Origin of the sequence: Paenarthrobacter sp. NPDC090522, from assembly GCF_044769225.1 — a bacterium.
GTDB lineage: Bacteria > Actinomycetota > Actinomycetes > Actinomycetales > Micrococcaceae > Arthrobacter.
Genome location: NZ_JBIVXL010000007.1, coordinates 39,830 through 65,689, shown reverse-complemented (window position 1 = coordinate 65,689; position 25,860 = coordinate 39,830). Strand labels below are relative to the sequence as shown.

Below are 25,860 nucleotides of genomic sequence, written 5' to 3'. Positions count from 1 at the left end.
CCCTTGGTTCTTGGGACTGGTTAGAGGATGGCGACGGGGTTGATGGGTGAACCCACCGCACCGGTGATGGGCAACGGGGCTGCCACCAGGAGGAACCCGTAGCGGCCGCGTGCGTGGCATGTGTGGGCCAAGGCATCCAGGTCCCACAGCTCGCCCACGGTCAGGCCCATGTTCGGGATGACCACTTGGTGCAGAGGCTGGAAAGCGGGAACGTCGAACTCGTTGGGACGGACCTCGAAGCCCCACGTGTCCGTGGCAATGGCGGCGATCTCTGTGCGGTGCAGCCAACCCGCCGTCGTCAGGGAAAGCCCGGGGGCGGGTCCGCCCGCGTAGTCTCCCCAGCCTTCGCGGCGCGCACGGCTGAGTTGGCCTGTCCGCACCAGGACGATGTCGCCGCGGCCAACTGCGCTCGTGGCGCCTTGGGCTGCGATGCAGGACTCCAGGTCCTCGGCGGTGATCGCGTAGCCGTCGGGAAGTTCGCCCGTGTCCGGTTGAAGGTGCCGGCCGAGGTCAAGCAGGACACCGCGGGAGACCGGAGACGCCGCCGCGTGCTCGATTCCGGTGACGAGGTCGCCGTCGCTCGTTACTACGTCTCCTGCACGGCGACCGTTCCACGCGTTGCCGTGGTCGAAGATGTGGCCCAGGCCGTCCCATTGGGTTGAGCACTGGAGGGGCATGGAAATGACGTCGTCTGCGCCGCCGAGGCCGTGCGGGAAGCCCTGCGTGCCGCGTTCCGCATCCGTTCCGGTGTCCAGCATGGTGTGGACGGGATTGGTGCGCCGGCGCCAGCCCTTTTGCGGACCGTTCATGTCGAAGGGTTGCGAGAGGGAAACAACCTCACCGTCGCGCACCAGCGAGGCTGCCTGCTTCCGCTTCGCGGCGTCGATGAAGTTCAAGGTCCCCAGGGCATCGTCCTCGCCCCAGCGGCCCCAGTTGCGGTATGCCTTTCCTCGGCGGGAGATTTCGCCGTCGGGGTCGTTGCGGTCCAGCGACGCGGGGTTTTCCAGCAGTTCAGCGTGATCCAGGTTCATGGTTCCTGCCCTTATCCCTGGCCGGTTTGTTCGGCGACGCAGCGCACTACCTGCGTTCCGAGGCCTTGGATGCTGCCCGTCATCACGTCGCCGTCGCGGAGGAGCCTTCCCCAGTGCGCTCCGTTGCCGGCCGGGCTGCCGGTCAGCAGGAGGTCGCCCGGAAGCAGCGGCATGTTCTGCGAAGCAGCCGACACCAGGGCAGGAATATCGAAGAGGAGGTCGTCGGTAGTGGCGTCCTGCATGACCTCGCCGTTGAGTTCCAAACGGACCTTGAGCTTGGACGGATCCACAAACTTCGCCGGCACCAGGAACGGCCCCGTAGGCAAGAAGCCGGGAGCGTTCTTGCCGCGGTACCAGTCGGTTCCGATTTCCTTCATGTCGCGGCGGAAGACGAGGTCTCGGGTGGTGATGTCGTTGACGATCGTGTAGCCGGCAACGTGGTCCATGGCCTCTGCCCTGGAGAGGCGGAATGCCTCGGTTCCGATGACGACAGCAAGTTCCAGCTCCCAGTCGTGCTTCTCGCTGTAGGCCGGGAGGACCAAGGGTTCATTGTCGCCGACAACGCAGGCCGGCAGCCCGATGAAGAAGTACGGCTCGCCGTTGGCTTGGCGGTCGTCCATCATCTTGCCCGCCCACTCGCGGGCCTCCTCCGGCGAGCGCGGATCGTCTTTGGACAGTCCTGCCACCACCAGGTCGATCACGTGCGTCCGATAGTTGGCGCCTGTCTGCAGCACTTGCCGGGGTTCCACGGGGGCAGTCAGCACCACGCTGTCCAACGCGACCCATGGACCGTCTTCCGCAGCGAGGTTCTCAAGGCGCTCCCAGTCCAGTGCAGCCAGGAACCCATTGAGGCCTCCGCTGCCGAGGTCTTGCTCCTCCAGCGGCCGGATGCGCCCGCCGGCAACCAGCCCCCAGCGAACGGCTTGCCCCTCGCGGAAGCGGGCCAGGGCAAATGGTGCTTCCATCCCGGTGTGGTCTGACGACGTCGTCATGAACGTAACTCCCCTCGCGGGCCGCCCTCGGCCCACCCTCATTTAATGTCAGAATTCGACATAAGTACATCAATTTGTGGTTATACCGGGCATCACCGGCATGGATGCCCACGCCGGTGATGCTGCCTGGCTGTCCAGCCCTGGGCTGCCTCTTCTAGCCCTGACCCTGCCGGGCGTACGGGTTGAACAGTGCTTCCTTGATCTCGTCCGGCACGCCTTCCTCGGTAGCACTCGGGCCATCGGCGGGCGGGAAGGACTCGGTCATGGACATGGGCATGGCACCGTTGCGGTACATGTTGTTCGAGCCCAGGGACGGGGTCCAGGTGTTGGGCTCCCAGTCCGGGACATAGTTGCGGTAGCCACCGGTGTTGAGCTCGATGCGGAGGCTGGACGGTTCGCGGTAGTAGAGGAAGTTCTGCTCGCCGATGCCGTGGATGGAGGGGCCGTACTCAATCGGCACGCCGTTCTCGATCAGGGTGTCCGCGGCGATCAGCAGTTCTTCGCGGGTGTCCACCCAGAAGGCGTAGTGGTTAATGCGGCCTGCACGGGTGGAACCGTCCAGCACGACGCCCAAGTCGTGTGACTTCTCGTTGGTGGTCAGCACGGAGAACACCGAAATCGGAGCTTCGTCCAGGACGGTGCGGGCCATGATGCGGAAGCCGAGGACGTCGTTGTACCACTTGGCGAATCCGTCAACATCAGAGGTTGCGATGGTCACGTGGTCCAACTGGCGGGGCGCGCCGGCAACCATGCTTCGGCGGGCAGGGCGGTCCGGGTAGGTGGAGAGTTCGCTGCCCTCGGCCTGGTAGCGGGTGACGTCCCAGTGGAGGGTCATGCTGTGGCCCCACGGACCCGTGAAGCGGTACGCCCGACCGATGCCGTGCCCGTCGATCCATTCACCGGCGACGCCCGCGGCTTCGATGCGCCGGGCCGCCTCTTCGAGGGCTTCCGCGCTGGAAGTACGCCATGCCATGGTTTCCAGGGCAGGCTCGGTGCCGGGAACCACCACCACGCTGTAGCGGTAGTAGTCGCCCCAGCAGCGCAGGTAAACGGCGCCGTCCACGCGGTCAACAACCTTGAGTCCCACCTGCTTGACGTAGAAGTCGACGGAGGCTTCGACGTCGGGAGTGGTGATGGCCACGTAGGAGAGGTGGGAGAGAAGCTTGATCATCTTCGATCCTTTCGGTGTTCTGTGAAGCTGTTCACATCAAGTCTCCGGCCGCACTGGCACATCAGGGAAGACGATATTGCCTATGCCGAAGATCAGCCTTGCTTATGCTCTTGACGCAGCCCGGCGACGACCAGCTGGTCTGCCAGCAGCTCGCCAAGGTCCGGCAGCACGGCACCTTTTGAGGCAGCTTCCATGGCCCGGCGAAGGGCCAGCCGGGCGGACCCTTCATAGCGGACCGGAGCGTGCGTCGATCCGCTTTCAGTGCTGGTGGTGAGGCTGTTCTCGAGCCCCATCCCGTCCGACTCCACCACGGTGCGGACTTCTCCCAAGGCGGTCACGCGGAGCAGCCCGGTCCGCGCAGTGCGCCCGAGCACCGTAGCCAGCACCGTCACCGGCACGGGGTCCGGTGCCATTGGTGGCCTGGCTTCGAGCAACGCCATGCCGCCTTCGGCCGGGATGGCCCCGCTGACGGCCTGGAGGGGTCCACCGGCGAGCACTTCAGCCCACCGGATGCCGTCGCGCAGGACCGGGTCAAGGTCACCGGAGGGAGCTGCGCTCTCAACGGTGACCACTGTGGCGGGAGTCTCCTGCCGCCGTCGTACGGCCTCGGCGGCCGCGTCCGCCCGCAGGTGCGGCCGTTCGACGACGACGGGGATGCCCACCAGCCCGGCTTGCGCCGAGGCCGGAATACTTTGCGGATGACTTACGACGACGGCTGACGCGCCGGCCGCTTGGGCCTCCAACAGCTCCTCCCACCAGGCTCCCTCCCCGGGGATCACCACCACGGCACCGTGCGCAGTTTCAGCGTGCCAGGTACTACGCGGAAGTTCGGCCACGGCGGCCCGATAGCGTGCGTGCGAGGCGACGACGGGAAAAACCGGGCTCATGGATGGACTCCCGTGGATGGCTGCACTTCGGTAAACATGGTGGCGAAGACGGCATCTGCCACGTCGATCGGATACAGGGCGTCCGCCAGGATCTGCCCGTAATCGACCGGACACGTTCCCGCCATCAACTCCCCGAACAACTGCCACTCGGCCTCGTAGCCGTCCTGCAGGGATTGCGGAAAGCGGGCGACGGAACCATCCCCGTTATGGACGGTGACCGCTCCGCTGCCCGCGTGGACGAAGGGTGGCGGATAGTCCAGATCCAGCCTGAGATCGGCAGTGGAGAAGGTCATGCGCCAGAGGGAGTCCGGCCCTTCCGGGAGCATGGTGAGGACCAGTTGGACGCTGACGCCACTGGCTTTGAAGCCTACGGCGTAGCCGATCGGCGGAACGAAGCGGGCGTACTGGATGTGCTCCAGGACCGGTGCGAAATGCCGGATGGCCGGGAGGTCGTGGATGGCCAGCCCCGTCAGCAATTGCTGCACGATGCCTGCCGCCACGGCAGGATCGCCGGTATTTGGCCTTCCCCGGGAAGGAGAAGGGAAGGGACCACCGTCATACACCACTTGGTGGTAGCGGCGGTTGGGAGGAAGCGCCAGAGTGACGGCGATGGATTGGAGGGGCCGCCCATGCTGCTTGAGCACCTCGCGGGCCTGCGCCCAGCCCGGATCATGGGCATGGTTGGTGCCGACCAGCAGGATGACGCCGGCTTCGCGGCAGGCAGAGACGACGGCGGCAGCCGCTTCCCGGGTGACGGCAAGTGGTTTCTCGCAAAAGATGGCGCGTTTTCCCGCGGCAACCGCGGCCAGGATTTGCCGCTCATGCTCGGACGGTGGCGTGCAGATGGCCACAACGTCCACGTCGGGATCGGCCAGCAGTTCGTGATCACCCGATGACCACCGGGCACCCAGCGGTTCCGCGAGCGCCTGCGCCCTGCCGCTCCCTCCGTCCGCGATATGGGCTACCCGGAAACCTTCGCCCAGCCGCCTGACGGTGGGAAGATGCAGTGCGGTGACGCCCGGCCCGGCGCCCAGAAACCCTATGTTCACGCCTTCATCTCCCTTCTTTTGTCAGTATTATCCATAAGTGATTGCATTTCTGGCTATAGTTGCGGATTTCCGCACCATAGTGCCGTTACTGTGGAACAATCTGGAGGTATGACCACAGATTCGACCCTCCGGTTCGGCGCCCAAACAGACGAAGTCACCAGCCTGCTTCGCATCGTCAACCTCGTAAGAACCGGAGAAGCCACCACCCGACCGGAAATCGGCCGGGTCACCGGCCTGGGTCGCGGTGTAGTCACCCAGCGGGTGGACCAGGCGATCCAGATGGGCTTCCTGGGCGACGGCGAATTCGGCGCGTCATCCGGTGGCCGGGCACCCCGGACCCTCCGCTTCCAATCGGAGCGCGGCCGCATCATCGTGTGCGCACTCGGCGCCCTCCATATCCGCGTGGGGTACTCCGAACTTGATGGAGACATCGTGGAACAGCGGCACCGCGAGTGGGACATCGCCCGCGGGCCCGAGGAAACCTTGAAGGCCGCCATGGAACTCCTGGACGACCTCCTCAAGGACGCCGGAGACAAGCCAGTATGGTCGGTTGTGGTTGGCGTTCCAGGCCCGGTGGACTTCGACAGCGCACAGCCCGTGGCGCCCCCCATCATGCCCGGCTGGAACGGCTATGACATCCGAACTCCTTTCGAAGAACGGTTCGATGCCCCCGCCTGGGTGGACAACGATGTCAACCTGCTGGCCTTGGGCGAACGGGCGCGGCGCCGGGATGCCTACGCGGACCTGATCTATTGCAAGATCGGCTCCGGCATCGGCGCGGGACTGCTCTCACAGGGCCGCATCCACCGTGGCGCCAACGGTGCGGCCGGAGACATCGGCCATGTCCGCGTGCCCGATTCCGACGCCTTGTGCCGCTGTGGCAAAGTTGGCTGCCTCGAGGCGGTGGCCGGCGGTTGGGCCCTGATCCGCGACGCCGAGCTCGCCATCAAGGAAGGCGCCACCGGCCCCCTCGCCACATCCGTGGAAAAGGGCAACACTCTCTCCCCCGAAGGCATCGCCCTCGCAGCCATCAGTGGCGACGGCCTGGCAGTCCGCCTCCTGCAGAGCTCCGCGCGCGTGGTTGGCGAGTCGATTGCGGCACTGGTCAACATGTTCAACCCCGGAATCATCGTGATCGGCGGCGCTATGGCCTCTGCCGGCGAGGTGTATCTCGCCGAGGTGCGGCAGCGGGTCTACGAGCTGTCGCTGCCCCTTGCCACGAGGGACTTGCGGATCCTGCTGTCCGTCAATGACGAACGCGAACCCCTCCGGGGTGGCGTGGAGCTGGCCCGCGAGCAGCTTTTCGAGGTGACCTTCCCGCGCTGGTTCGCCCAGGGCAAGCCGGGGCCGGTCAGGACCCTGGGAGCTGGCTAAGCGACGTCGCGGGAAACTCCCGCGACCGGAGCCTGCGTAGTCCGCAGGTTGGCTTCAAGGTGGAACGGGAGGACCAGCGGGCCCCCTCCCCCGCCCTGCAAGTACGGAACCATCAGTTCAAAGTCCACGGACACCCTGCGCGGGCGCCCGGGCGCGGCGGAGACTGCTCCTGGAAAAACCAGCACGAGCCGGTCCTGGATGAACCACCAGCCGGGCTCTGCGGCCAGCGTGTCCGGCCGCACTTCCCGTTCACCAAGCCGTACGCGGAGCTCTTCCCCAACGGGCTGCCCGTCAACCTCCACAGCAAGGCCCGCAATACTGGACAGCGGCATGGAACGGATCCACGGCAGTCCGACGCGCAGCTCGTGGCCTTCGGTCGTATTACTCCACGCATCGTCGCGCAGGGCATTCTGCAACATCACACACTCCTTGACTCCATGGTCTTTTTGTCTGAAACTGACATAAGTTTGTCACTAAGACGCATATTTGGAAAGGCCCATCATGGAAGCCTCTTTGCCTGCCAGCTGGACGCTGGCCGCGAGCTCCTTCAACTGGACGCCGGACATCATCAAGGCAGAACGGACCCCGCAAGACATCGTCACCGACATCGCCGCCTCCGGCGTTGCCGATGTTGTGGAAGTCGAACCAGGTTCCCTCTGGCGGAGTTTTCCCGCACCACAGGACCTCGAAGTCGACGCCTTCCGGGAAGCACTGAAAGCGGCTGGTGGCCGGGTCAGCATTCTCGGCTGCAGCCTGGATGACTACACAGCGACGACGGAACGCCGCACTACGGGTCAGCGGCTGGAGTTCCTCGTCCCCCAGTTCGATGCGGCCCGGCGGGTTGGTGCCACCGGCGTGCGCCTCCCGATCGGGCAAGCCGGACCCGAATTGCTTGGGCTCGTCCAACCCCTGCTGCACGATCTGGACTTGGTGCTGTTCGAGGAAATCCAAGGGCAGCAAGACCCGCGGAATCCACGCGTCCAGCCCGCGCTGGACCACATCGCAGCGCTCGACGACCCCCGCATCCGGGTGCTGGTGGACATCAGCATGTTGATGCCCGCCCTCCCGGTCAGCTATCTGGACGAACTGGCGCGCGGCGGAGTCTCGCCCGTGCTCTGCAGCAGGTTGGAGTCTGAATGGAAGGACCCCGCCACCAACGACGCCATCATGGCTGCGCTCCAGTCAGGGACCGTTCCCCCGCGTATCCATACCCTGTTCATGAACCTGCTGATCCGGTTCGGGCGAAGCGACGCCGCGGACCTGAAGGAAATCCTCCCGTTGGTGGGCGGATTCCACCTCAAGTTCTGGGATCTGGACGATGCGGATCAACGGGTGTCCGGCCCGATCGAGGAGCTGGGCCATCTTCTGGCCCAGGAGGGATTCACCGGCACGCTGACCAGCGAATGGGGCGGCCATGAGTGGCTCCGGGACGATCCCTCCGAAATGACCCGCCGGCACCTGGCGCTGGCAGCGAAGTCGCTCGCCTAACCCGCCGCGGGCGTCAGCCTGGCAGCACGGCGGACCAGCCGCCGTCGATCATCAGGTTGGCGCCTGTGACGTAGGAGGCCTCATCGGAGGCAAGGAAGAGGGCGCAGCGGGCCACCTCATCGGGTGTGCCGACGCGCCCCAGGGGAATGTGTTCTGCGATGGCGTTCATGGGATGCCCCGGCGCCAGGAGGTCGCCTTCGGTGGCCGACGTCCGGATCATGCCGGGGCTGACCGCGTTGACGCGGATTCCCAGCGGGGCACCTTCGGCGGCCAATTGCTTGGTCATGGCCACCACGGCGCCCTTGGTGGCGGTGTGGGCAAGGCGCCCGTTGGTCACCGAGCCGGTGACGCCGGCAGTGGAGCCAACAAGCACGACGGCGGAGCTTCCGGCCGCTGCCAACTGCCGCCAGAAGTGCCGCACAGGCAGGAAAACAACATCCAGCTCGTGGGCCACGTTCCACTGCCAGTCCGCAAAGGAGATCTGGTCCACAGGCGCGAAGCGCGTGGCGGCGGCGTTGGCGTACAGGATGTGGACCTGGCCGTGAGTCTTAGCGATGTAGCCGGCCCAGTCCGCGACGGCGGCATCGTCGGTCAGGTCCACGCGGGTGTTGCTGGCCTGGCCGCCCGCTTCGAGCACCATGTCCACGGTGGCGGCAGCGCCGTCGTCGTCCATGTCGCAGCCGACGACGACCGCCCCCTCCTCCGCGAACGCCAAAGCGGCTGCGCGGCCCTGGCCGCTGGCTATGCCGGTGATAACGGCGGTTTTGCCTTCGAGCCTGGGCTTGCGCAGCCGCATGTGGTTCCCCTTTATGTGGTTATTTGGTGCTGGAGGCGGCGTCGAAGGCCGCGGCGGAGGGCTGGTAGGAGGAGAGCTTGCGAACGAAGCCGAGCGCTTCCGGTGCCCCGACCAGGCGGTCCATGCCGGCGTCTTCCCACTCGACGGACAGCGGTCCGTTGTAGTCGATCGCGTTGAGCATCCGGAAGGCGTCCTCCCAGGGCACGTCGCCGTGACCGGTGGAGATGAAGTCCCACCCACGCCGCGGATCGGCCCAGGCGAGATGCGAAGACAGCCTGCCATTGCGCCCGTTGCCGAGGCGCTTCTTCGTGTCCTTGCAGTGCACGTGGTAGATCCGGTCCTTGAAGTCCCACAGGAATCCCACCGGGTCGATGTCCTGCCAGACCATGTGGCTCGGGTCCCAGTTCAGGCCGAATGCCGCACGGTGCCCAATGGCCTCGAGGGTGCGTTGGGTGGTCCAGTAGTCGTAAGCGATCTCGGACGGGTGGACCTCGTGGGCGAAGCGCACGCCAACCTCGTCGAAGACATCCAGGATGGGGTTCCACCGGTCCGCAAAGTCCTGGTACCCGGCGTCGATCATTTTCTCGCTGGCCGGCGGGAACATGGCCACGTATTTCCAGATGGCCGAACCGGTGAAGCCGGTCACCGTCTTGACGCCGAGCTTGGCCGCCAGACGGGCAGTGTGCTTCATTTCCTCGGCGGCCCGGCGGCGCACGCCTTCGGGATCGCCGTCGCCCCAGACGATGTCCGGGAGGATGTCCCTGTGCCGCTGGTCGATGGGATCATCGCAGACGGCCTGGCCCTTGAGGTGGTTGGAGATGGTCCAGACCTTGAGGCCGTTGCGTTCCAGGACGTCCAGCTTGCCTTGGACGTAGGCGTCGTCATCCCAGCGCCACGGGTCCAGGTGGTCGCCCCAGCACGCGATTTCAAGCCCGTCGTAGCCCCACTCTCCAGCGAGCCGGGCGAACTCTTCGAACGGCAGGTCCGCCCACTGTCCGGTGAACAGGGTGATGGGTCGTGCCATGTTAACTCCTTCCAGGCTTTTGCAAGCCCTATGCCTTGACTGGGACGTCTGCCGCCACGCGGGTCCACACGGAATCGTTGTCGGCGCTGCGTTCCACGGCTTCAAGGACGCGCTGGACCCTGAGCCCATCGGCGAACGTCGGGTGCGGGTCCGTGTTCCTGGCGATTCCTTCCACCAGGTCCTTCACCTGGTGGGAGAAGCCATGCTCGTAACCCAGCATGTGTCCGGCGGGCCACCACGCCGAGACGTAGGGGTGGACGGGCTCGGTTACCAGGATTTTGCGGAAGCCCTGCAGGTCGGCGGGGGCCGTGCGGTCGTAGAACTGGATGCTGTTGAGGTCTTCGAGGTCAAAGGCCAAAGCACCCTTGTCGCCGGAGACCTCGATGGACAGCGCGTTCTTGCGGCCTGTGGCGAAGCGCGTGGCTTCAAAGGATGCGAGCGCGCCCGACGCCAGCCTGCCAGTAAAGATCGCGATGTCGTCCACGGTCACTTGGCCGTATCCTGCGGCTGCTTTGCCGGCGAGCCCGGAACCCGAAAGACCAGTGCCGCTGCCCTGGAGGGGCCTCTGCTTCACGATCGTGTCCAGAACGCCGGAAACCTGCTCCACGTCCATGCCGGTCACGAACTCCACCAGGTCGATCGCGTGGGCACCGATGTCCCCCAAGGCACCAGACCCGGCATGTTCTTTTTGGAGCCGCCAGGCCAGGGGCATGTCCGGGTCAACCAGCCAGTCCTGGCGGTAGGAAGCGCGGACATGGGCGATCCGTCCCACCACTCCTTCGGCGATGAGTTGACGCAGGAAGGTCACGGCCGGCACGCGCCGGTAAGTAAAACCCACCATCGCTTTAACGCCTTTTTCGGCGGCTCGTTCAGCGGCGGCCGCCATGGCTTCCGCTTCTTCGACAGTGTTGGCCAGCGGCTTCTCGCACAGGACGTGCTTGCCGGCATCCAAAGCCGCAATGGCGATCTCCGCGTGCGAGTCACCCGGGGTGACAATGTCCACGATGTCGATGTCGTCCCTCGCAATGACGTGCCGCCAGTCCGTTGCCGATTCGGCCCAGCCCCATTTGCCGGCCGCCTTGGCGACGGCGGCGGCATCGCGGCCCACAATGACGGCCATCTCGGTTTCTGCCGGGAGGTCGAACACCCGAGGTGCCGTGCGCCAGCCCTGCGAGTGCGCCGCACCCATGAAGCCGTAGCCGATCATGGCCACCCGGAGCTTTTTCATGCGAGCACTACCTTGCGGTCCACGGCCACGCGGTTGCCGACGTAGCGCATGGGGGCGATCTGCATGTACAGCAGGCGGAGCGTGAGGATAACCTCGACGTCGATCTCCTCACCGGCTTCGGGGACGCGGTCAAGCGGGATAATGATCTCCGGCTTATCAGCGACGAACCACAGGGTCTCCCACTGATCCGGGAGTTCGGCGATGGTGTAGGACTTGCCCTGGAGCTCGAAGCGCAGTGCGGACGTGGGGATTTCCACGCCGTTTACGGTGGCAGCAACGTCGTCGACGGCGGACAGCCACAGGCTGCGGTACCAGGGCAACTGCACGGAAACAGAAATGCCCTCGGGGTGCCGGCGGACGTCAGCGTCCTGGAACAGGGAGTTGTGGGTTGCCATGATGATCCTTACTCAAAAGTCTCTACGAAGGTCTGGTGCGGAACCGGCGGCTGCGGTTCCAGTGTTTGCCGCGCCGAGGGGCTGTACGGGTGGTACTCCGCCGGGACGGGCTCGTCCGCCGGAGGCATGAAGACCGGCTTGCCGTCGTCGCCGAAGTACATGAGGTCCAGGGCAAACGCGTGCTGGTTCTTTTCGGCAAAACTGATCCAGTTCTCCTCGAAGGGAGCACGGAGAAGCTCGTAGCAGCGGAACTTCCAGATCTTCCATTCGCCGTCCTGGCGCAGGAAGTCCACGGCGTACTTGCACCAGACCCAGTGGGCCCAGACCTTCTTGCCTTGCACTTCGCCCGGCGAGTACATGTAGTCCGGGCTTTCCTTGGCCACCTCGGGGTCCGTCAGGCCTGACTCGTTGCCCGTCATGATCCACACGCCTTTGGCAGTCTCGCCATCTGCCGCCACTTCGATCACCGGAGTGGTGGTGTAGTGCAGGATCAGGTTGCCCACCGGATTGGGGCGTCCCTGGTGGTACCGGATGACGCTTTCGTAGTCCGTGTACTGCCCCGCGTTGGTATAGCGGGCGCGGATTCCGGGAGTGCCTGGCTTCACCCACAAAGGAATAATCTGTTCGTCCTGGAAGGCATTGTGCAGGTACATGTATCTGTTGAAGAGGTTCTCGATGTCGCCCCGGTCAGTGGCGCGACGGGCCAAGCGCTGCGCTTCCCTGAGTTCCTCGCGCAGTTGCTGGATCTCAGCGGTAAGATCCGTGTCGATTGCCGGCATCGCAGGCCTTCCTATGCTGAAACAGAGTCGGTGGCACGGGCCTCTTCGATGGCGCGGCGCATGAGGGCGTGCTGCTTCTTCACCAGCTCGATCGGATCGGACTCGCCCAGATCGGCGAACGCGTGTCCTTCCCATTCGCTGGACAGGAAGCCGGTGTAGCCACCCTTGACGAACTGCCGGACGATCCGCGGGATGTCCATGGCGGGTTCGTTGCCGTCCGCATCGATGTCATAGAACTTGGCGTGAACGTGGAACATCTGGGGCATGATGTCCAGCCATTCCTCCGGTGCCACCAGTCCATGCATGTTGAAGGCAAGGCGGGTGAAGGGTCCAAGCTGCGCGGGATCGAAGTTGTTGGAGCGGAGGTAGTCCTCGAACTCCTGGTTGCGCTCCTGCATGGGCAGCGGCTTGCGCCAGATGTCCTGCATTACCGCGAAGTGTTCCTTTGGCAGGCCCATCTGTGTCAGCGTGCGGAACAGGGTGGGCGAAAGGCTGTGCATGGTGGAGCTGAAGTCGGCGGTGAAGCCCAGCCGCTCGCTGTCGAGTTCCTCATACATCTCGCGGATCTGGAGGATCTTGGGGTCGTTGGGTCCCTGCGGAGCATGGATCTCATACCCAAGCTTCTGGTCGTACTTCTCGGCCAACGGCAGGAGCCTGCGGAGCAGTTCCTTGCCCGCGGAACGGATCACGATCTTGTTGAAGCCGAGCGTGTTGGCGGTGTTGAGCTGGCGTGCGAAGAACTCGAATTCTTCGTCCGGGGTCATGTCCCGGTCCTTGCGCCGGCCCATGTCCAGGTTGGTGCCGACGGCGCTGGGGGTCAGGCCGTAGCGGTCCATGCTGTCGCGCCACAGCTTGACGAAGTCCTCGTCCACGTCCGGGTAGGTGCGCAGCATCTGCGCGATGTTGAATTCGACGCCGGGACCCAGGCCTTCGTCGGCGACGGCCTTGATGAGCGTCTCAGGCGTGTAGAGGCCGGCGGCGAATTCGGAGGTCAGGGAGTAAAGGGTGATGCCAAGCTCGATGCCCGAGCCTGCGATGCCGTTAGACATAATGTGTATCCGTTTCTTCTAGCCGAGGACCGGCTGGGCGAGGTGGCTGTTGAGGATGCGGCGGGCCTCTGCGGGATCGGTGACCATGGCCGAGCCGGCGTTGGCGGCAGCGGAGCGCTGGACGGCCTGCTCGCCCCGGATGATCTCGAAGGGGTCTTCCCAGTTGTTCCAGTGCCAGCCTTCGTATTCGCTGGAGATCGCTCCGGAGTAGCCGTTTCCCACGAGTTGGCGAACCAGGTCGCGCACCGGGACGGAGGGTTCCTCGCCGTTCTGGTCAATGCCGAAGAACTTGCCGTGCACGTGCTTGACGAACGGCATGATTTCCAACCACGTATCGATCGGAGCGGGGCCGAAGAGTCCGGTTCCGTTGATGGCGAAGTCGATGCCGAGATCCGGCCGGCCGTTGCGCGCGGCAAGGCCAATGAAGGCGCCAAAGCGTTCGCCATGGACCTTCTGGGTGTTGGGCGGGCCTTCTGCGTAGAAGCCGTTCCAGAGATCCACCACCTGCTGGAGCAGCTCTTCGGAAGCTCCCCGCCGGCGGTAGGCCTCGATGAGGGAGGGCGCGAAGCCGGTGACCGTCGCACCCCAGTCGGCGGTGAATCCGAGCAGCGGAGAGTTGAGCTTCTCGTAGCGGTCGCGGAGGGCAAGCACCCGCTCGTGGGCGCCGTGCTGGTCGGCGTGGACTTCCAGTGCCAGCGTCACCCCGTACTTCTCGGCTACCGGCAGCAGGCTTTCCATGGCATCCGGGGTCAGCGAGATCTGGACGCGGGCGATCTGGAAGCCGAGGCGCGAAGCAACCTCGATCTGCTTGCGCATGTACTCCACGAGCTCGTCGTGGTTCATCAAGCGGTCCCTGCGGATGCCGGTATCCACGTTCACGGCCAGGGAAGTGGGAACCAGGTCCACTTCCTGCACGAGGTCGCGGAAGTGGCCCACGAAAGAGTCATCGATCCGGTCCGGGAAGCCGCGAAGGCTGGAGAAGCCGATGATTTCCAGGCCGGGGCCGAAGCCCTCAGCGGCCACCTTGCGGATCAGGCCGTCGAGGTCGTACTGCCGGCCGTGGAAAGCGCGGGTGAAGCTGTAGAGCGTTACGCCCTGGATGGGAGTGCCGAGGCCGGTCATCACTGTCCTACCTTCATGGTCTTGGTGTCGTTTTCTTCGATGTGCAGCACACCGTGGTCGGTGATGATGTAGGGGATGTAGAGCTTCAGGTCCACGCGGACCTCGTGCTCAGCCGCCGCATCCACCGGAAGCTCACCGGAAAGGACTGCGGAATCGAGCGGGTACCACCACTCCCCTGTTTCCTCCACGAGCTCCGCGAAGCTAAAGGTCCGGTTGTTCATGGTCCAGCGGAGCGAATCCTCAGGAGCAGCCACACCGTCGATGGTGAGGGCTGCCCCGGCAATGCACGAACCCGGCAACGCCCGGTACCAAGGGATGCGGACTTCGACGGCGGTGCGGCCGCCTTCCGCGGTGAGTGTTCCTTGCTCGATCATGCGGTCGGCAATCATCGGGACTCCTTGTCTTGCCTCCGGGCATCAACACCCGAAAGGACTTTTTCCTTATTTCGTAATTCTATTGTCTGTTTCCGACATAAGTAAAGAGGTCTCAAGCTCTTCGGCGATCCTGCGCGCACCCCGGACGGCCAGTGCCACGGCGGTGAGGGTCGGGTTGCATGCGGTCGCAGTGGGGATCACTCCGTTGCCTGCAACGAACAGGCCACGGACTCCCCACACTTCGCTGTCCGGCGAGCACACACTTTCGCCGTCGTCTTCCCATCCCATTCGCGTCGATCCCTGGTAATGGAGGGATGCGCCCGGCGGCAGCACGAAGGGGCGTTCATCCAGCGGGCGACCCACCGCCTGACCCAAGCGGACGATTTCCGTCTTTGCCCGCTCGATCACGTCGTGGTCCGCATCCGTCAGGCGGTAGTGGATCCGCATGGCCGGCATTCCGTAGGCATCCAGGACCTCGTCATCGAAGGCAACGCGGTCGTCCCGCTGAAGGTCCTTGGCACAGAACAGGCCCAGGCCCACGATCGATCCGGGCACCACGGGATCATCGTCCGCCAGCGGCACGGGCGAGGCGTCCAACTGCATGATCTGGCCGTGGAAGGGTACGTCATCCGTGTAGGGCACCCAAGCGACACCGCTTTGCTGGGACAACCCGCCCTGTGGCTGGTTCTCCGCCGGCTCGGCGCCCGTCACACCTTCAAGCCTGCTGGCAAACACCACCTGCGGCTGGTCGTTAAGGTACCGCCCCAGGGCCTCCGGCCGGACACCCGAAGCCCACAGCAACTGTGGAGTCCGCAAGGCATCAGCAGCCACCACCACGAAGCGGGCGGCCACCCGGTGACTCGCGCCAGTGCGGCGGTCCTGGACTTCCACTCCCGAGGCCGTTCCGCCGTCGTACGTCACTTTGGTGACCAGAGACTCGTCGAAAAGCCCGAAGCGCGGGTTCTTCCGGGTCGCCTCACCCATCACGACGTCGGCTCCCGACCAGAGGAGGCGGCCATCCCTTTCGCGGTGGACGGCAAGCGGCATGGGCTGGACTCTGGTTGCCGGGTCCCGGCCCTCGTCCACCGCCGCGGCGAGGCGGTCATGGACGATGTCGGAGAAGGGGGCGCCGTCGAAAGCGTGGGTGGTGACGCCCAGGAGACGCTCGGCATGCTCGAACAGCCCGTCCATGTCCGGGACGAAGTCGATCCTCTCCTTGCCGGACGGACGTGGACAGGCAGCGGTCCAGTGGGCACCCATGCCACCGACGTTGCTGGACATCGCGGCCACCGGGAGGCCGTCTTCGCCCGGAAACGCGTACCCCTCGCTGAGCAGGTAGGTTCCCGGCCGCGCACGCCTTTCGCCAGCCTTGACTGCACCCGGGGAGTTGACTGTTGCGGCTCCGGCGCCCGGGCCTTCAGAAGCCCGCTGGGCTTCGGTTCTCCGTTCCAGGTCCGCAATGTTCTTGACGTGGGCGCCGGGTGGGTTGCTGACCGTGGGGCCCACCTCGAACATGGCGATGCTGGCGCCGGGCGCCTCCTCGCTCAGGATGCGGGCGTAGGCGGAAGCCGTCGGACCACTCCCCACAATCGCGACATCAACCGATGCCGGGTAGGAACGTTGGCTCACCGCGAAGCCACCAATTCCTGGATACGGCGCACCGACTTCGCGGAATCGATGGTCGGGTAATACTCGAGTCCGACCGGTCCGGCGTAACCACTGGCCTCCAGGTCGTTCAGGCGGGCTGTCCAGTCGATGGAACCGGAGCCGGGTTCCCCACGGCCTGGCGCATCGGCGATCTGCACGTACTTGACCAAATCACCTGCGTTCGCCAGTTCCGCGGCCACGTCCTCGCCCTCCACCGTGGAGTGGTAGAGGTCGTAGAGAATGCCGAAATTGGCCGAGTCAACGCCGCGGGCAACGTAGACAGCCTCCGAGGTGCGATCCAGGAGGGCTCCGGGGTGGTCCACGCGGATGTTCACCGGCTCGAGTACGAGCGTGATGCCGGAGCCTTCGATGTGCTTGATGCCCTTGGTGAAGATCTCGATGAGCTCATCCAACTGGTCCTGGCGCTTCCGGCCACCGAAGCCGGTTCCGCTTCCCACAACGATGCGCGGGCAACCGAGTTCCTGCGCAACCTTCACCCCGGCATCCAGTCCCTCACAGAACGGTTCGTGGTTCTTCGGCGGGATCATGAACTGCATGCGCGGCTCGGCGAGCTGGGCGGTGAGCTGGATGCCGGTTTCCTGCAGCGCGGCTTTGAGGGCCGGGATGTCCTTGGTACTGGGGCCCCACATTTCGACGGCGTCGAAGCCGGCTGATGCTGCGGCGCGGACGCGTTCGGCAGCACTTTCGCCTGCTTCAGAGAACAAAAGGTCAATATTCGGCGCAAGTTGGAACATGGTTGTCTCCTGTGACTTATGAGTGAGTTTCTAGAACATGGGGTGGCCATGGACTGCGTCGGCCGGGACCGGCTGGAGCACGTCCCAGTGCTCGACGATCCTGCCGTTGGCGAACCTGTAGATGTCAGCCACCGCGGCATCCGGCCGGCCCGGGTGTGAGGCGCGGACATGGACCATGGCGAGATCGCCGTCCACGAGGATCCGCTGGATGTCGAAGCGAGCGTCCGGCGAACCGTCGAACTTGGGCGTGAGCGCCGTGATCGCAGCTTCCGGGCCGTCCGGAATGTTCGGATTGTGTTGGACGTAGCTCTCCGCCACAAGGAAGTCGAAGGCTTCGCGGACCCTCTTCTTCGTGTAGAAAACGTCCACGAACTTTTCGAAGGCGGCGCGGTTGTCCGTCACCGCTAGCCCTTCAGGCCGCCGGAGAAGCCTTGGATGAAGCGCTTCTGGGCGAAAAGGAAGAGGGCAAGGATAGGGATCATGGACACGATCACGATCGCGAAGATGGAATTCCACTGGGACACCAGGGAGCCGATGAAGTAGTACATGGCCACCGGCAGCGTCTGGTTGCTGGAACCGCCCAGGAAGATCAGCGAGGTGAAGAAGTCGTTCCACACAATCAGGCCGGCGAAAATCGTTACCGTTCCCGTTGCCGGGGCCATCATGGGGAAGACCACCTTGGAGAAGATCTGGGTCTTGCTGGCACCGTCGATGGTGGCGGCTTCCTCGTAGTCGGTACCGAGCCCACGGAAGAAGTTGGCGTACAGGAAGATCGAGAGCGGCAGCAGCATTCCGGTGTAGAGGACAATCAAACCCCAGGCCGAGCCGGTCAGGCCCAGGGAACGGGCGCCCATGTACAGGGGAACCGCACCGAGCTGTCCCGGGAGGATGATGGCAACAAGGAAAAGGTAGTAGGCAAGCTTGCTCCAGCGGCGGGTGTGCCGGGAGATGACGTAGCCGGTGATCGACCCCAGGGCGATGAGGCCCAGGATGCTGCCTGCGGTGATGATCACGCTGTTCACCAGGCCCAGGACCACATTGGAGTTGCCGGAAGCGGTCAAGACCGCAGTGAAGTTGCTGAAGTCAGGGTTCGACGGCGGTGCCAGCGGCGACGTCGTGTAGATCTCGCTGCTGGGCTTCAAGGCCGTGGTCACCAGGAAGTAGAACGGGGAAAGGAAGAGCAGGGCCAGCGCCCACAACCCGATTTCGCGGAGAAGGGTGAGTTTCGTGTAGCGGAACATGGTCAGTCCTCCGGGTTGGAGCGGGTCAGCCGCTGCTGGATGACGGCAAAGATCAGGATGATGACTGCGAGCACCAGGGCCAGTGCCGCGCCGCCACCGAAGTTTCCGAGGGCGAAGGCCTGCTTGTAAACCTGCGTGGCGAGCGTTTCGGTTGCACCGGCGGGACCGCCACCGGTGAGGGCCATGATGGGGTCGAAGACCCGGAGCCCTTGGACGATGCCGAGCGTGGTGGCGATTGCCACGGCCGGACGGATCGCTGGAAGCGTCACGTTCCAGAAGCGCTGCCACAGGTTGGCGCCGTCAATGGCGGCGGCTTCCTCGATTTCCACCGGGACACTGGCCAGCCCCGCCATGAAGATCACCATCGCGAACCCCGTGGAACCCCAGACCAGCACGATCAGAACCGTCCAGATGGCCCACTGCGGGTCTGCGAGCCACGGCTTTGCGAGGTCCTCCGCACCGATGGACCTGAGGAAAACGTTGATGGGCCCATCGAAGTCGAAGATGTACTTCCAGATGTAGGCCGTCGCCAGGGGGCTGAGCACCACGGGCATGAAGAACAAGGTACGGAGGATGTAGCGCGTCTTCAGCACCCGGTTCAGGCCCAGGGCGATGACGAGGCCCGCGACGTTGCCGATGAAGACCGAGGAAAAAGCCAGGAACAGGGTGTTCATCAAGGCGCCCAGTTTGGTGGGGTCCTTGAAGATGGCTTCGAAGTTGGCCAGTCCCACTACCTTGAAGGATCCGATGCCGGTCCAGTTGGTGAAGGCGAAGTAGCCACCGATGCCGGTTGCCACATAGTGGATGGCAATCACCAGGGCAATGCCCGGGAGGGCCCACCACCAGTGTCCGAACTGCAGGGAGCCACCCCGGGAACGGACCTTTCGGACCGTCCCCGGAGCGCGCTTGCCTCGCCGGGAAGCGTCAGCTGCTTCGGTCTTGGATTGCATCGTCGCAGTCATGGTAATCCTTGCTTATCCCTTGGAGTAGAGCGAACGGTGATGGTGGGAATCCGGCTTAGCCCCAGGCCGAATCCATGGCCTGCAGGACCTGGTCAACAGACTTCTGGCCGGTCAGGAGTCCCTGGACACCGGTGGCGAGGGCGTCGTAGACAGCAGAGTTGGGCCACTGGCTGTTGGGAAGCGGACCGTACTTTCCGTCCTTGATAAGGTCGCCCACGTTCTTGTAGGCGCCGGAAGCGTAGTCATAGGTATCCAGGCCACTGACCGGAAGGGCGCCGTCGATCTCGGCGAAAGCCTTGGTCTGCTCCGGCTGGGCTGCCCAATCGAGGAACGCCTTGGCTGCGTCCTTGTTCTTGGAGGCGGCGTTGATGGAGAAGGAGTAGTTGGCGCTGGCGTAGACAAAGCCCTTGTCTGAGCTCTGCTCGGACGGAAGCGCACGAACTACGAAATCGGAATCAGCGGCGGCGGTCTTAAGTTGCTTCCACGACGGAGCGGGTACGAAGCCGGCAACTGAGGTGCCACTGGCCAGGCCCTTGGTGATGGCGTCGAAGCCTGCACCGGCCGCACCCTTCTGGAAGCAGCCTGCGTCGTTCAGCTTCTTGACTGCCTCGAGGGAGTCCTTCCAGCCCTGGGAGTCGGCGAACTTGGTCTGGTTGCCGGACCGCTTTTCGTTCCACTTGGGGTCTTCTGCGTACACGCGGGACGCGGCAAGGGACATCGCCATCAAGCCCGTATTCGGTGCGGCAGAGCCGGCCAGGGCGAAGAAGGACTTGTTGGCGGAGCTGAGCGTGGAGCACTGCTTTTCCAGCCCTGCGAAGTCGGTGGGGAAGTCTGCAACACCTGAGGCCTTGGCCGCGGTTTCATTCACCACCAAGCCAACAACGGTCATCTCGGCGGCCTGGCCGTAGACCTTGCCGTCCTTGCCGAACAGCGCCTCACTTCCAACCGGAACCAGGTTCTTCGCCGAATCGTCCAGGGGTTCCAGGAAGTTCGCTTCCACAAGGGGGAGGATGCTCCGGCCGGTGCCTGATCCGGGAGAGGTAACAATGACGTCCGAGGCGTTGCCTGCCTGCAGCTGGGTTCGGACCGTCTGGTCGTAGGAATCGTTGGGCTGTGCGTTGAACGTGATCTTCACGTCCGGGTGTGCAGCCATGTACTGCTCGCCCAGCTTCTGGAAGGGGCTTTCGATGGTGTTGGAGGTGGAGAACGTCAAGGAGAATTCCTTGGAACCTCCGTTGCTGCCCGTCGACGCGGAGTTCGAGCAGCCTGTGAGTGCGAGTGCAGCAGCGGTTGGGATAACGAGGACGCCGAGCTTGAGTCCCCGGAAGCGGTGCTGTGTCATGTTCAGCCTTTCTGACTTCTTTGTCTGGCGGGGTCCGTGACCCCGGTCACTCACCAGTATGCATGGCATCTGCCAGAAAGACACATAAGTATTTCGGATACCGCACATAAGTCCCGCTGCTCTGAGTTAAGATGAACGTGCTGCGCCCTCATCAGGCGGAAAGACGCCCCCGGCCCCGACTCGAAGGATGCCCGTTGTGACGGACCACTCCCTGCTCTCCAGGCTTGATCTCAACCTGCTCACGTCCTTGGATGCCCTGATCACCGAGCGCAGCGTGACCCGCGCAGCAGAGCGCCTGCACCTGAGCCAACCCGCCTTGAGCGCCTCGCTCGCACGCCTGCGCAACCACTTCGGGGATCCCATCCTGGCCCGCCGCGGCAACACCTACGAGCTCACGCCCTTTGCGTTGCGCCTCGCCGAGCACACCACCATGGCCTTGGACGCCGCCCGCCGGGTCTTCGAGAGCCAGGCCAGTTGGGAGCCCAACGAATCAGCCCGGGAGTTCTCCATTTATGGCTCGGACTACGGCTTCACCACTGTTGGCCGCGTGGTCTCGGAGCTAGCCGCTGAGCGCGCTCCGGGCGTCCGTTTCCGCTTCATGCTCCACAACCCCGTGGTGGTGGAGGACGCAGCCAACCGCCTCCGGGCCGCGGACGGCATGGTGATCCCGCACGGCATCCTCACAGGGCTGCCCTTCGTGGACCTCTGGCGCGACGACTGGCTGGCCGTGGTTTCCGAGAGCAACCAGGAGGTGGGCGAGGCCGTCTCCATGGACAACATCGCCCAATTGCCCTGGGTGATGACCTACCAATCACGTTCCGCCTTCACGTCCGCGGAACGGCAGATCCAACAACTGGGCATCGAGCCCCGGGTGGAGGTAGTGGTGGAGAGCTTCCAGGCACTCCCCCACTTTGTGGCCGGCACCAACAGGATCGGGCTGATCCAGGCGGCGTTGGCCCCGATCGCCCGGCGGCTCGGCGGCGTTCGGGTCCTCCCGCTGCCGTTCCCGGCAACTCCCCTGGTTAACGCCCTGTGGTGGCACCCCGTCCACAACGCGGACTCGGAGCACATTTGGATGCGGGGACTGTTCGAGGAGGCCGCGGCGATCGTAGCCTCCGCAACTGACGCCGGCACCGACGCCTGACCTGGCGGCGGCCGGATCCAGGCTCAGGGCCAGCACGTCAAGCCTGGCCGGAAATCCGGCCAGGCTTGACGTCTGCGTTGAGAGGCCGCGGCGTTAGACCGCAGCGGTTACTGCAGCCCGCATGCTGCGGCGGATCAGGTCGTGCTGCTTCCGCACCAACAACAACGGATCCACTTCGCCCAACTCTGCGAAAGCATGGCCTTCCCATTCACTGGACCAGTAGCCACGGTAGCCGCCCTCCACGAACACCCTGACGAGTTCCGGGTAGTCGATGGCCGGCTCGTTGCCGTGCTCGTCGATGTCATAGAACTTGGCGTGGACATGCATGATCTGCGGCATGATGTCTGCCCATTCGCGCGGGTTGACGTGGCCGTGCATGTTGAAGGCAAGGTGGGCGAACGAGCCAAGCCTCGCGGGGTCGAATCCGCGGCTGCGGAGGTAGCCAATGAACTCCTCCTGGCGTTCCCGCATGGAGGCATCCGTTGCCCAGACGGCTTGAAGGCGTTCCAGCGCTTCCCCATCGAGGCCCGCCCTCGAAACGGCCCGGAGCAACGTGGGCGACATGCTGTGCATGGTGGAAGAGAAGTCCGCCACGAAGCCCAGCAACGGTGAATCCAGTTCCGCGTACACGTCCCGGACCTTCATGATGTCCGGCGAGTTCGGGCCAAGCGGAGCGTGGATCTCGTAGGCGAGCTTAAGCTCGAGTTGCTCTGCCAGCGGGAGCAGCCGTCGGAGCAGGGCAGGCTTGGCACTCTGGATCCTCACCAGCGGGAAACCGAGCTTCTTTGCTCCATGGAAGAGCGTCTCCGTGAACTCGTACTCTTCGTCCGGGGTCATGTCCCGGTCCCGCCGCCGTCCCATGTCCAGGTTGGCGCCGAAGGAGCTTGCGTCGAAGCCGTGCTTGTCGAACGCAGCCTGCCAGGACCGTACGAAGTCGTCGCTGACCTCCGGGTACGCCGGAAGCACCTGGGAGGCAACAATTTCGATACCCGGCCCAATGCCCAGTTCCGCCACACGGTTAAGCAAGCCGTCAAAGTCGTACCAGCCGGCCCGGAATTCCGCGCTGGCCGAGTAGAGCGTCAGCCCCAGGTGGAACGGGTCTTCGTCCGCTTTCGGCGGCGCCGGGGTGACCGCCGTCGTGGTTTCCGGTGCCGGCGCGTCCGCGTCCACCACTGTCAGTTCCAGCGTCTGGTTAACGAAGTTCGGCACGTACATTCCCGGTCCGCCGTCCTGGCCCGGCGCAATCTGCATGTACGGGAGGCGAAGTTCGCCAAGGATCTGCACCGTATGCTTTTCGCCCGGGGACACCGGGATCGGGCGTCGGGCAACCAAGCGCGGATGTTCCTGCAGGAACCAGAGCGTTTCCGACTGGGCCGGCAGTTCGGTCAGCGAATACGTCTTTCCACCCAGCTGGAGGGAGAGGTCCTCTTGCGGCACTTCCTCGCCATCCACCGTGAGTTTCAGTGTGGAAACCGAGGACAACCACAGGCTCCGGTACCAGGGCAGTGTCAGCGATAGCGCGAGGCCGTCCGGGTGTGCACGGAGGCTGTCTTCTTGGATGAGTCCGTTGGGCATCTTGGGTCCTTGCTGTGGGGGTCAGGCTAGTTCGGCGGCAATGGTGCGGATGAGTGAATGCTGGCGGCGTACCTGCTCGATGGAGCGCCACGGAGTCCGTTCGCCCTCGTATTCGCTGGACAGGTAGCCGTCGTAACCCGAGTCCTTCAGCGCCTTGAGCACGGGGCGCCACGGAATTTGCTGGTCCTCAAGGTTTTGGTCAATGTCGTGGAATTTGGCTTGGACAAACACCACGTACTTCGCGACGTCGGCGAAATCGGCGGGGTCCACGCCAATGCCATCAAGGAACGCCGGACGTGTTTCCCGCGTCTCGCCGGCGCGCAGCGGAATGGGCCGGTCCTGGAAAATACCGGTATCGATCAACAGGCCAAAGTTCTTGGTCCCCGTGCGCTCGATCAGGTTGATGTAGTCGTCCACCACCGGGTGCTTGATGGGAGTCGGCGAGTGGATTTCCGGGCAGATCACCACACCCAGCTCGTGGGCCAGGTCCAGCGAGCGCTCCACGGATTCGGTCCAGATGGGGTCCGGGATCAGGTCACTGGAGACCACGCCGATCTTGGGCCGCACGAAGCCGAAGCCCAGTCGGTTGGCCAAGCGGAGATCGCGTTGCAGCGCCGCGGCCCCTTCTTCGGCAGTCATGGCCGCGCCAGGACGGAGCCTCGTATCGATCCAGGAGCCGTAATTGGTGGGCTCAAGGGGGTACTTCTCCAGCAGGCTGAACCACTGGTCGATCCATTCGGGGGTGGGTTCCGGATAGCCGGGTACATGCCCCTCGCCCAGGATTTCGACGCCGGTGGCCCCGGTATCTGCCACGGCCGCCAACGCCGTTTCCAGGTCCAGGACCGTACCGAAGTCGTGCATAAAGCTGTAGAGGGACACGCCATAGCGGAACACGCCGTCCCCGCCTTCGGGGCCAAGCGTGATCCACCGGGATTCCCGGTAAACCGAGGGCTGGTGTTCCAAGGGAATGTAGGACATGCGCAGCTTCAGCTCGATCTGGAGTTCGTGGACACCTTGGGGCAGCCCTCCCTCAAGGGGAACCGTTACAGTGGCGGCCTCATCCAACTGCCAGCGCACGCCCTCGCTGGCCCAGAGTTCCTGCAGCGTGTGCGTCTTGCCCTGCAGGGTCCACGACGGAACGTCAGCAGGTACATCCACGAGGTTGCCCACGCGGACGGCAATGCCGTCGATCAGGGATGCAGCCATGCCGCGGTAGGAGGGCATCCGCACCCGGAATTGGAACCCGGTGATCCGGTCGCCGTCGCGGACATTGCGGAAGCCGGTGGCTTGGATAAGGTCTCGCTCGAGAAGCATCGTTGCTCTTTCTCTCTGGTTACAGGTAGGAAAATCCGCTGGTCAAGCTCAGCGGGGCTGGAGCCCCGAAGCCCGGTAGACGTCGTCGACGAGTGCCATGGTGGCTGTGGCGTCGGCGGCACCGAGCGGCGTCGGGGCGCCCGCGCCGAGCACCTCCACCAAGTGCTCAAGCTGCGCTACATAACTCGATTCCCCTTCGGAAGCCTTTTCGTCGATGAGCACCGTGTCGCCGGCTGTGACGCGGAGCGTAGCGCCCCACTGGGGAACGATCACGCTGGTAGCGCGCAGCGATGCGTTGGAGCCGACGATATCCAGTGACATCCGCCCTTTGTCATCGCCAAGGAAGGACGCCCGGACCCGGGCCTTGATACCGGACGTGAAAGCAAGCACGAAGTCGGTCTCCATATCGACGCGAGGATCGTCGTCGTAGAGCTTGGAGGTGGACGAAACCACCTCCGCCTCACCCCATGCCGCACGAAACAGATCAATCGCGTAGCAGCCGACGTCCATAACGGCGCCACCGCCCAGGGCACCGTTCAAACGGATATTGCCCGGCTTGACCACAAAATGGGGGATGCTGAAGTCGATCCCGACATCCTGGATATCTCCGAGCTGTCCCGACCGGATGACTTCCAGGAGCCGCCGGGTGAAGGAGTGGAGCCGGTAGTGGAAGCCGACGAAGGCAGAGCGGCCGTGGGCCGACGCAGCATCCGCGATGGCTTTGGCACCCGTACCGTTTGCGGAGAGCGGCTTCTCACAGAGCACGTGCTTTCCGGCTTGGAGGGCAGCCACCGCCCATTGCGCGTGAACGGTGGGCGGCAGCGCCACGTACACAAGATCGACGTCGGGATCGGCCATGACGCTGGCGTAGTCACCGGCCGACTGGATTCCGAAACGATCGGCGAACGCCCGTGCCCGTTCAGGCTCGCGGGACCCCACGGCTACCACTTGGACCTTATCGACCAGGGCAGAAGGCTCGACCATGGCCCGCTCGGCGATGCTTCCAGTCCCGAAGATGCCAACCCTCAGCGATGGACGCGTCATTAGGGGTTCTCCTCAGCTACACGGCTTACTTAGTCTTGTTTTGAACACTCTAATGTTCTTTTCAGACATAAGCAATG

At 64.3% G+C, this 25,860-nt stretch carries 26 protein-coding genes; 3 read left to right on the top strand and 23 right to left on the bottom strand.

The features are described 5' to 3' along the window. Window positions 1-20: 20 nt before the first annotated feature. From ACIQT2_RS10675 to ACIQT2_RS10655, 5 genes are all read right to left on the bottom strand, one after another. Window positions 21-1,031, bottom strand: a complete 1,011-nt coding sequence (locus ACIQT2_RS10675) for a cyclase family protein (RefSeq protein WP_402946152.1) — start codon at window positions 1,029-1,031, stop codon at window positions 21-23. A gap of 11 nt (window positions 1,032-1,042) precedes the next feature. Then, a complete protein-coding gene (locus ACIQT2_RS10670) occupies window positions 1,043-2,023 on the bottom strand; it encodes a fumarylacetoacetate hydrolase family protein (protein ID WP_402946150.1) in 981 nt (326 codons plus the stop codon). Window positions 2,024-2,177: 154 nt separating this feature from the next. After that, window positions 2,178-3,194, bottom strand: coding sequence for a VOC family protein (locus ACIQT2_RS10665; RefSeq protein WP_400336737.1), 1,017 nt, complete (start codon window positions 3,192-3,194; stop codon window positions 2,178-2,180). A 92-nt stretch (window positions 3,195-3,286) separates the two neighbouring features. Continuing rightward, a complete protein-coding gene (locus ACIQT2_RS10660) occupies window positions 3,287-4,081 on the bottom strand; it encodes a hypothetical protein (protein WP_402946148.1) in 795 nt (264 codons plus the stop codon). Continuing rightward, window positions 4,078-5,130: a Gfo/Idh/MocA family protein gene (locus tag ACIQT2_RS10655; RefSeq protein WP_402946146.1), complete on the bottom strand. Its 1,053-nt coding sequence runs from the start codon at window positions 5,128-5,130 to the stop codon at window positions 4,078-4,080. The genes ACIQT2_RS10660 and ACIQT2_RS10655 overlap by 4 nt, the downstream gene beginning before the upstream one ends. A 108-nt stretch (window positions 5,131-5,238) precedes the next feature. On the opposite strand from ACIQT2_RS10655, the gene ACIQT2_RS10650 reads away from it, so the two are divergent. After that, the gene (locus ACIQT2_RS10650) at window positions 5,239-6,504 is read left to right on the top strand and encodes an ROK family protein (RefSeq protein WP_400336734.1); all 1,266 of its coding nucleotides are present in this window, start codon (window positions 5,239-5,241) and stop codon (window positions 6,502-6,504) included. Here ACIQT2_RS10650 and ACIQT2_RS10645 read toward each other — a convergent pair. Then, window positions 6,501-6,923, bottom strand: a complete 423-nt coding sequence (locus ACIQT2_RS10645; RefSeq protein ID WP_400336733.1) for a hypothetical protein — start codon at window positions 6,921-6,923, stop codon at window positions 6,501-6,503. The two genes, ACIQT2_RS10650 and ACIQT2_RS10645, sit on opposite strands and share 4 nt — an antisense overlap. 82 nt (window positions 6,924-7,005) lie before the next feature. Between ACIQT2_RS10645 and ACIQT2_RS10640 the strand changes: the two genes are divergently transcribed. Further along, window positions 7,006-7,992, top strand: coding sequence for a restriction endonuclease subunit R (locus tag ACIQT2_RS10640; protein WP_402946144.1), 987 nt, complete (start codon window positions 7,006-7,008; stop codon window positions 7,990-7,992). A gap of 13 nt (window positions 7,993-8,005) precedes the next feature. Here the strand turns inward: ACIQT2_RS10640 and ACIQT2_RS10635 are convergent, their stop codons facing one another. Genes ACIQT2_RS10635 through ACIQT2_RS10570 form a run of 14 tightly spaced genes read right to left on the bottom strand, consistent with a single transcriptional unit; the run spans window position 8,006 to window position 20,706 of the window. Further along, window positions 8,006-8,788, bottom strand: a complete 783-nt coding sequence (locus ACIQT2_RS10635; protein ID WP_402946143.1) for an SDR family NAD(P)-dependent oxidoreductase — start codon at window positions 8,786-8,788, stop codon at window positions 8,006-8,008. Between the two features lie 19 nt (window positions 8,789-8,807). Beyond that, window positions 8,808-9,812 (bottom strand): sugar phosphate isomerase/epimerase family protein, encoded by a 1,005-nt coding sequence (locus tag ACIQT2_RS10630; RefSeq protein WP_402946141.1) that lies wholly within the window; start codon window positions 9,810-9,812, stop codon window positions 8,808-8,810. A 28-nt stretch (window positions 9,813-9,840) separates the two neighbouring features. Then, window positions 9,841-11,040: a Gfo/Idh/MocA family protein gene (locus ACIQT2_RS10625; protein ID WP_400336729.1), complete on the bottom strand. Its 1,200-nt coding sequence runs from the start codon at window positions 11,038-11,040 to the stop codon at window positions 9,841-9,843. Then, the gene (locus ACIQT2_RS10620; protein ID WP_400336728.1) at window positions 11,037-11,435 is read right to left on the bottom strand and encodes a DUF6379 domain-containing protein; all 399 of its coding nucleotides are present in this window, start codon (window positions 11,433-11,435) and stop codon (window positions 11,037-11,039) included. The genes ACIQT2_RS10625 and ACIQT2_RS10620 overlap by 4 nt, the downstream gene beginning before the upstream one ends. Window positions 11,436-11,443: 8 nt before the next feature. Continuing rightward, window positions 11,444-12,214 carry a nuclear transport factor 2 family protein gene (locus tag ACIQT2_RS10615; RefSeq protein ID WP_402946138.1) on the bottom strand — a complete coding sequence of 257 codons (771 nt, stop codon included), beginning with the start codon at window positions 12,212-12,214 and terminating at the stop codon, window positions 11,444-11,446. 11 nt (window positions 12,215-12,225) lie between these two features. Continuing rightward, the gene (locus ACIQT2_RS10610) at window positions 12,226-13,263 is read right to left on the bottom strand and encodes a sugar phosphate isomerase/epimerase family protein (RefSeq protein ID WP_402946136.1); all 1,038 of its coding nucleotides are present in this window, start codon (window positions 13,261-13,263) and stop codon (window positions 12,226-12,228) included. Window positions 13,264-13,281: 18 nt separating this feature from the next. Beyond that, a complete protein-coding gene (locus ACIQT2_RS10605) occupies window positions 13,282-14,385 on the bottom strand; it encodes a sugar phosphate isomerase/epimerase family protein (RefSeq protein ID WP_402946134.1) in 1,104 nt (367 codons plus the stop codon). Next, window positions 14,385-14,774 carry a DUF6379 domain-containing protein gene (locus ACIQT2_RS10600; RefSeq protein ID WP_402946132.1) on the bottom strand — a complete coding sequence of 130 codons (390 nt, stop codon included), beginning with the start codon at window positions 14,772-14,774 and terminating at the stop codon, window positions 14,385-14,387. The genes ACIQT2_RS10605 and ACIQT2_RS10600 overlap by 1 nt, the downstream gene beginning before the upstream one ends. Before the next feature lie 51 nt (window positions 14,775-14,825). Next, on the bottom strand, window positions 14,826-16,388 hold the full coding sequence (locus ACIQT2_RS10595) for a GMC oxidoreductase (protein WP_402946130.1): 1,563 nt from the start codon (window positions 16,386-16,388) through the stop codon (window positions 14,826-14,828). Continuing rightward, window positions 16,385-17,161, bottom strand: a complete 777-nt coding sequence (locus tag ACIQT2_RS10590) for a TIM barrel protein (protein WP_402946128.1) — start codon at window positions 17,159-17,161, stop codon at window positions 16,385-16,387. Before ACIQT2_RS10590 ends, ACIQT2_RS10595 begins: the two co-directional genes overlap by 4 nt. A gap of 30 nt (window positions 17,162-17,191) precedes the next feature. Beyond that, complete coding sequence (locus ACIQT2_RS10585) at window positions 17,192-17,563, bottom strand: nuclear transport factor 2 family protein (protein ID WP_402946126.1); 372 nt, start codon at window positions 17,561-17,563, stop codon at window positions 17,192-17,194. A 2-nt stretch (window positions 17,564-17,565) separates the two neighbouring features. After that, a complete protein-coding gene (locus tag ACIQT2_RS10580; RefSeq protein WP_397326172.1) occupies window positions 17,566-18,402 on the bottom strand; it encodes a carbohydrate ABC transporter permease in 837 nt (278 codons plus the stop codon). A 2-nt stretch (window positions 18,403-18,404) separates the two neighbouring features. Further along, window positions 18,405-19,364: a carbohydrate ABC transporter permease gene (locus ACIQT2_RS10575; protein ID WP_397326174.1), complete on the bottom strand. Its 960-nt coding sequence runs from the start codon at window positions 19,362-19,364 to the stop codon at window positions 18,405-18,407. A 55-nt stretch (window positions 19,365-19,419) separates the two neighbouring features. Beyond that, the gene (locus tag ACIQT2_RS10570; RefSeq protein ID WP_402946124.1) at window positions 19,420-20,706 is read right to left on the bottom strand and encodes an ABC transporter substrate-binding protein; all 1,287 of its coding nucleotides are present in this window, start codon (window positions 20,704-20,706) and stop codon (window positions 19,420-19,422) included. 196 nt (window positions 20,707-20,902) lie between these two features. Here ACIQT2_RS10570 and ACIQT2_RS10565 point away from each other — a divergent pair, with 196 nt between their 5' ends. Beyond that, window positions 20,903-21,850, top strand: coding sequence for a LysR family transcriptional regulator (locus ACIQT2_RS10565; RefSeq protein WP_400336719.1), 948 nt, complete (start codon window positions 20,903-20,905; stop codon window positions 21,848-21,850). A 93-nt stretch (window positions 21,851-21,943) separates the two neighbouring features. On the opposite strand, the gene ACIQT2_RS10560 is transcribed toward ACIQT2_RS10565, so the two are convergent. The 3 genes from ACIQT2_RS10560 to ACIQT2_RS10550 are packed head-to-tail and all read right to left on the bottom strand — an operon-like array spanning window position 21,944 to window position 25,783. Further along, entirely contained in the window at window positions 21,944-23,425 is a 1,482-nt protein-coding gene (locus ACIQT2_RS10560) for a DUF6379 domain-containing protein (protein ID WP_402946122.1), read from the bottom strand. 21 nt (window positions 23,426-23,446) lie between these two features. Then, on the bottom strand, window positions 23,447-24,739 hold the full coding sequence (locus ACIQT2_RS10555) for a DUF6379 domain-containing protein (protein ID WP_402946120.1): 1,293 nt from the start codon (window positions 24,737-24,739) through the stop codon (window positions 23,447-23,449). Between the two features lie 48 nt (window positions 24,740-24,787). Next, window positions 24,788-25,783 carry a Gfo/Idh/MocA family protein gene (locus ACIQT2_RS10550; RefSeq protein ID WP_402946119.1) on the bottom strand — a complete coding sequence of 332 codons (996 nt, stop codon included), beginning with the start codon at window positions 25,781-25,783 and terminating at the stop codon, window positions 24,788-24,790. Between the last annotated feature and the right edge of the window lie 77 nt (window positions 25,784-25,860).

Coding starts and splice junctions, on each gene's coding strand:
- ACIQT2_RS10675 (WP_402946152.1), bottom strand. CDS start 1,031: ATGAACCTGGATCACGCTGAACTGCTGGAAAACCCCGCGTCGCTGGAC.
- ACIQT2_RS10670 (WP_402946150.1), bottom strand. CDS start 2,023: ATGACGACGTCGTCAGACCACACCGGGATGGAAGCACCATTTGCCCTG.
- ACIQT2_RS10665 (WP_400336737.1), bottom strand. CDS start 3,194: ATGATCAAGCTTCTCTCCCACCTCTCCTACGTGGCCATCACCACTCCC.
- ACIQT2_RS10660 (WP_402946148.1), bottom strand. CDS start 4,081: ATGAGCCCGGTTTTTCCCGTCGTCGCCTCGCACGCACGCTATCGGGCC.
- ACIQT2_RS10650 (WP_400336734.1), top strand. CDS start 5,239: ATGACCACAGATTCGACCCTCCGGTTCGGCGCCCAAACAGACGAAGTC.
- ACIQT2_RS10645 (WP_400336733.1), bottom strand. CDS start 6,923: ATGTTGCAGAATGCCCTGCGCGACGATGCGTGGAGTAATACGACCGAA.
- ACIQT2_RS10640 (WP_402946144.1), top strand. CDS start 7,006: ATGGAAGCCTCTTTGCCTGCCAGCTGGACGCTGGCCGCGAGCTCCTTC.
- ACIQT2_RS10635 (WP_402946143.1), bottom strand. CDS start 8,788: ATGCGGCTGCGCAAGCCCAGGCTCGAAGGCAAAACCGCCGTTATCACC.
- ACIQT2_RS10630 (WP_402946141.1), bottom strand. CDS start 9,812: ATGGCACGACCCATCACCCTGTTCACCGGACAGTGGGCGGACCTGCCG.
- ACIQT2_RS10625 (WP_400336729.1), bottom strand. CDS start 11,040: ATGAAAAAGCTCCGGGTGGCCATGATCGGCTACGGCTTCATGGGTGCG.
- ACIQT2_RS10620 (WP_400336728.1), bottom strand. CDS start 11,435: ATGGCAACCCACAACTCCCTGTTCCAGGACGCTGACGTCCGCCGGCAC.
- ACIQT2_RS10615 (WP_402946138.1), bottom strand. CDS start 12,214: ATGCCGGCAATCGACACGGATCTTACCGCTGAGATCCAGCAACTGCGC.
- ACIQT2_RS10610 (WP_402946136.1), bottom strand. CDS start 13,263: ATGTCTAACGGCATCGCAGGCTCGGGCATCGAGCTTGGCATCACCCTT.
- ACIQT2_RS10605 (WP_402946134.1), bottom strand. CDS start 14,385: ATGACCGGCCTCGGCACTCCCATCCAGGGCGTAACGCTCTACAGCTTC.
- ACIQT2_RS10600 (WP_402946132.1), bottom strand. CDS start 14,774: ATGATTGCCGACCGCATGATCGAGCAAGGAACACTCACCGCGGAAGGC.
- ACIQT2_RS10590 (WP_402946128.1), bottom strand. CDS start 17,161: ATGTTCCAACTTGCGCCGAATATTGACCTTTTGTTCTCTGAAGCAGGC.
- ACIQT2_RS10580 (WP_397326172.1), bottom strand. CDS start 18,402: ATGTTCCGCTACACGAAACTCACCCTTCTCCGCGAAATCGGGTTGTGG.
- ACIQT2_RS10575 (WP_397326174.1), bottom strand. CDS start 19,364: ATGACTGCGACGATGCAATCCAAGACCGAAGCAGCTGACGCTTCCCGG.
- ACIQT2_RS10570 (WP_402946124.1), bottom strand. CDS start 20,706: ATGACACAGCACCGCTTCCGGGGACTCAAGCTCGGCGTCCTCGTTATC.
- ACIQT2_RS10560 (WP_402946122.1), bottom strand. CDS start 23,425: ATGCCCAACGGACTCATCCAAGAAGACAGCCTCCGTGCACACCCGGAC.
- ACIQT2_RS10555 (WP_402946120.1), bottom strand. CDS start 24,739: ATGCTTCTCGAGCGAGACCTTATCCAAGCCACCGGCTTCCGCAATGTC.
- ACIQT2_RS10550 (WP_402946119.1), bottom strand. CDS start 25,783: ATGACGCGTCCATCGCTGAGGGTTGGCATCTTCGGGACTGGAAGCATC.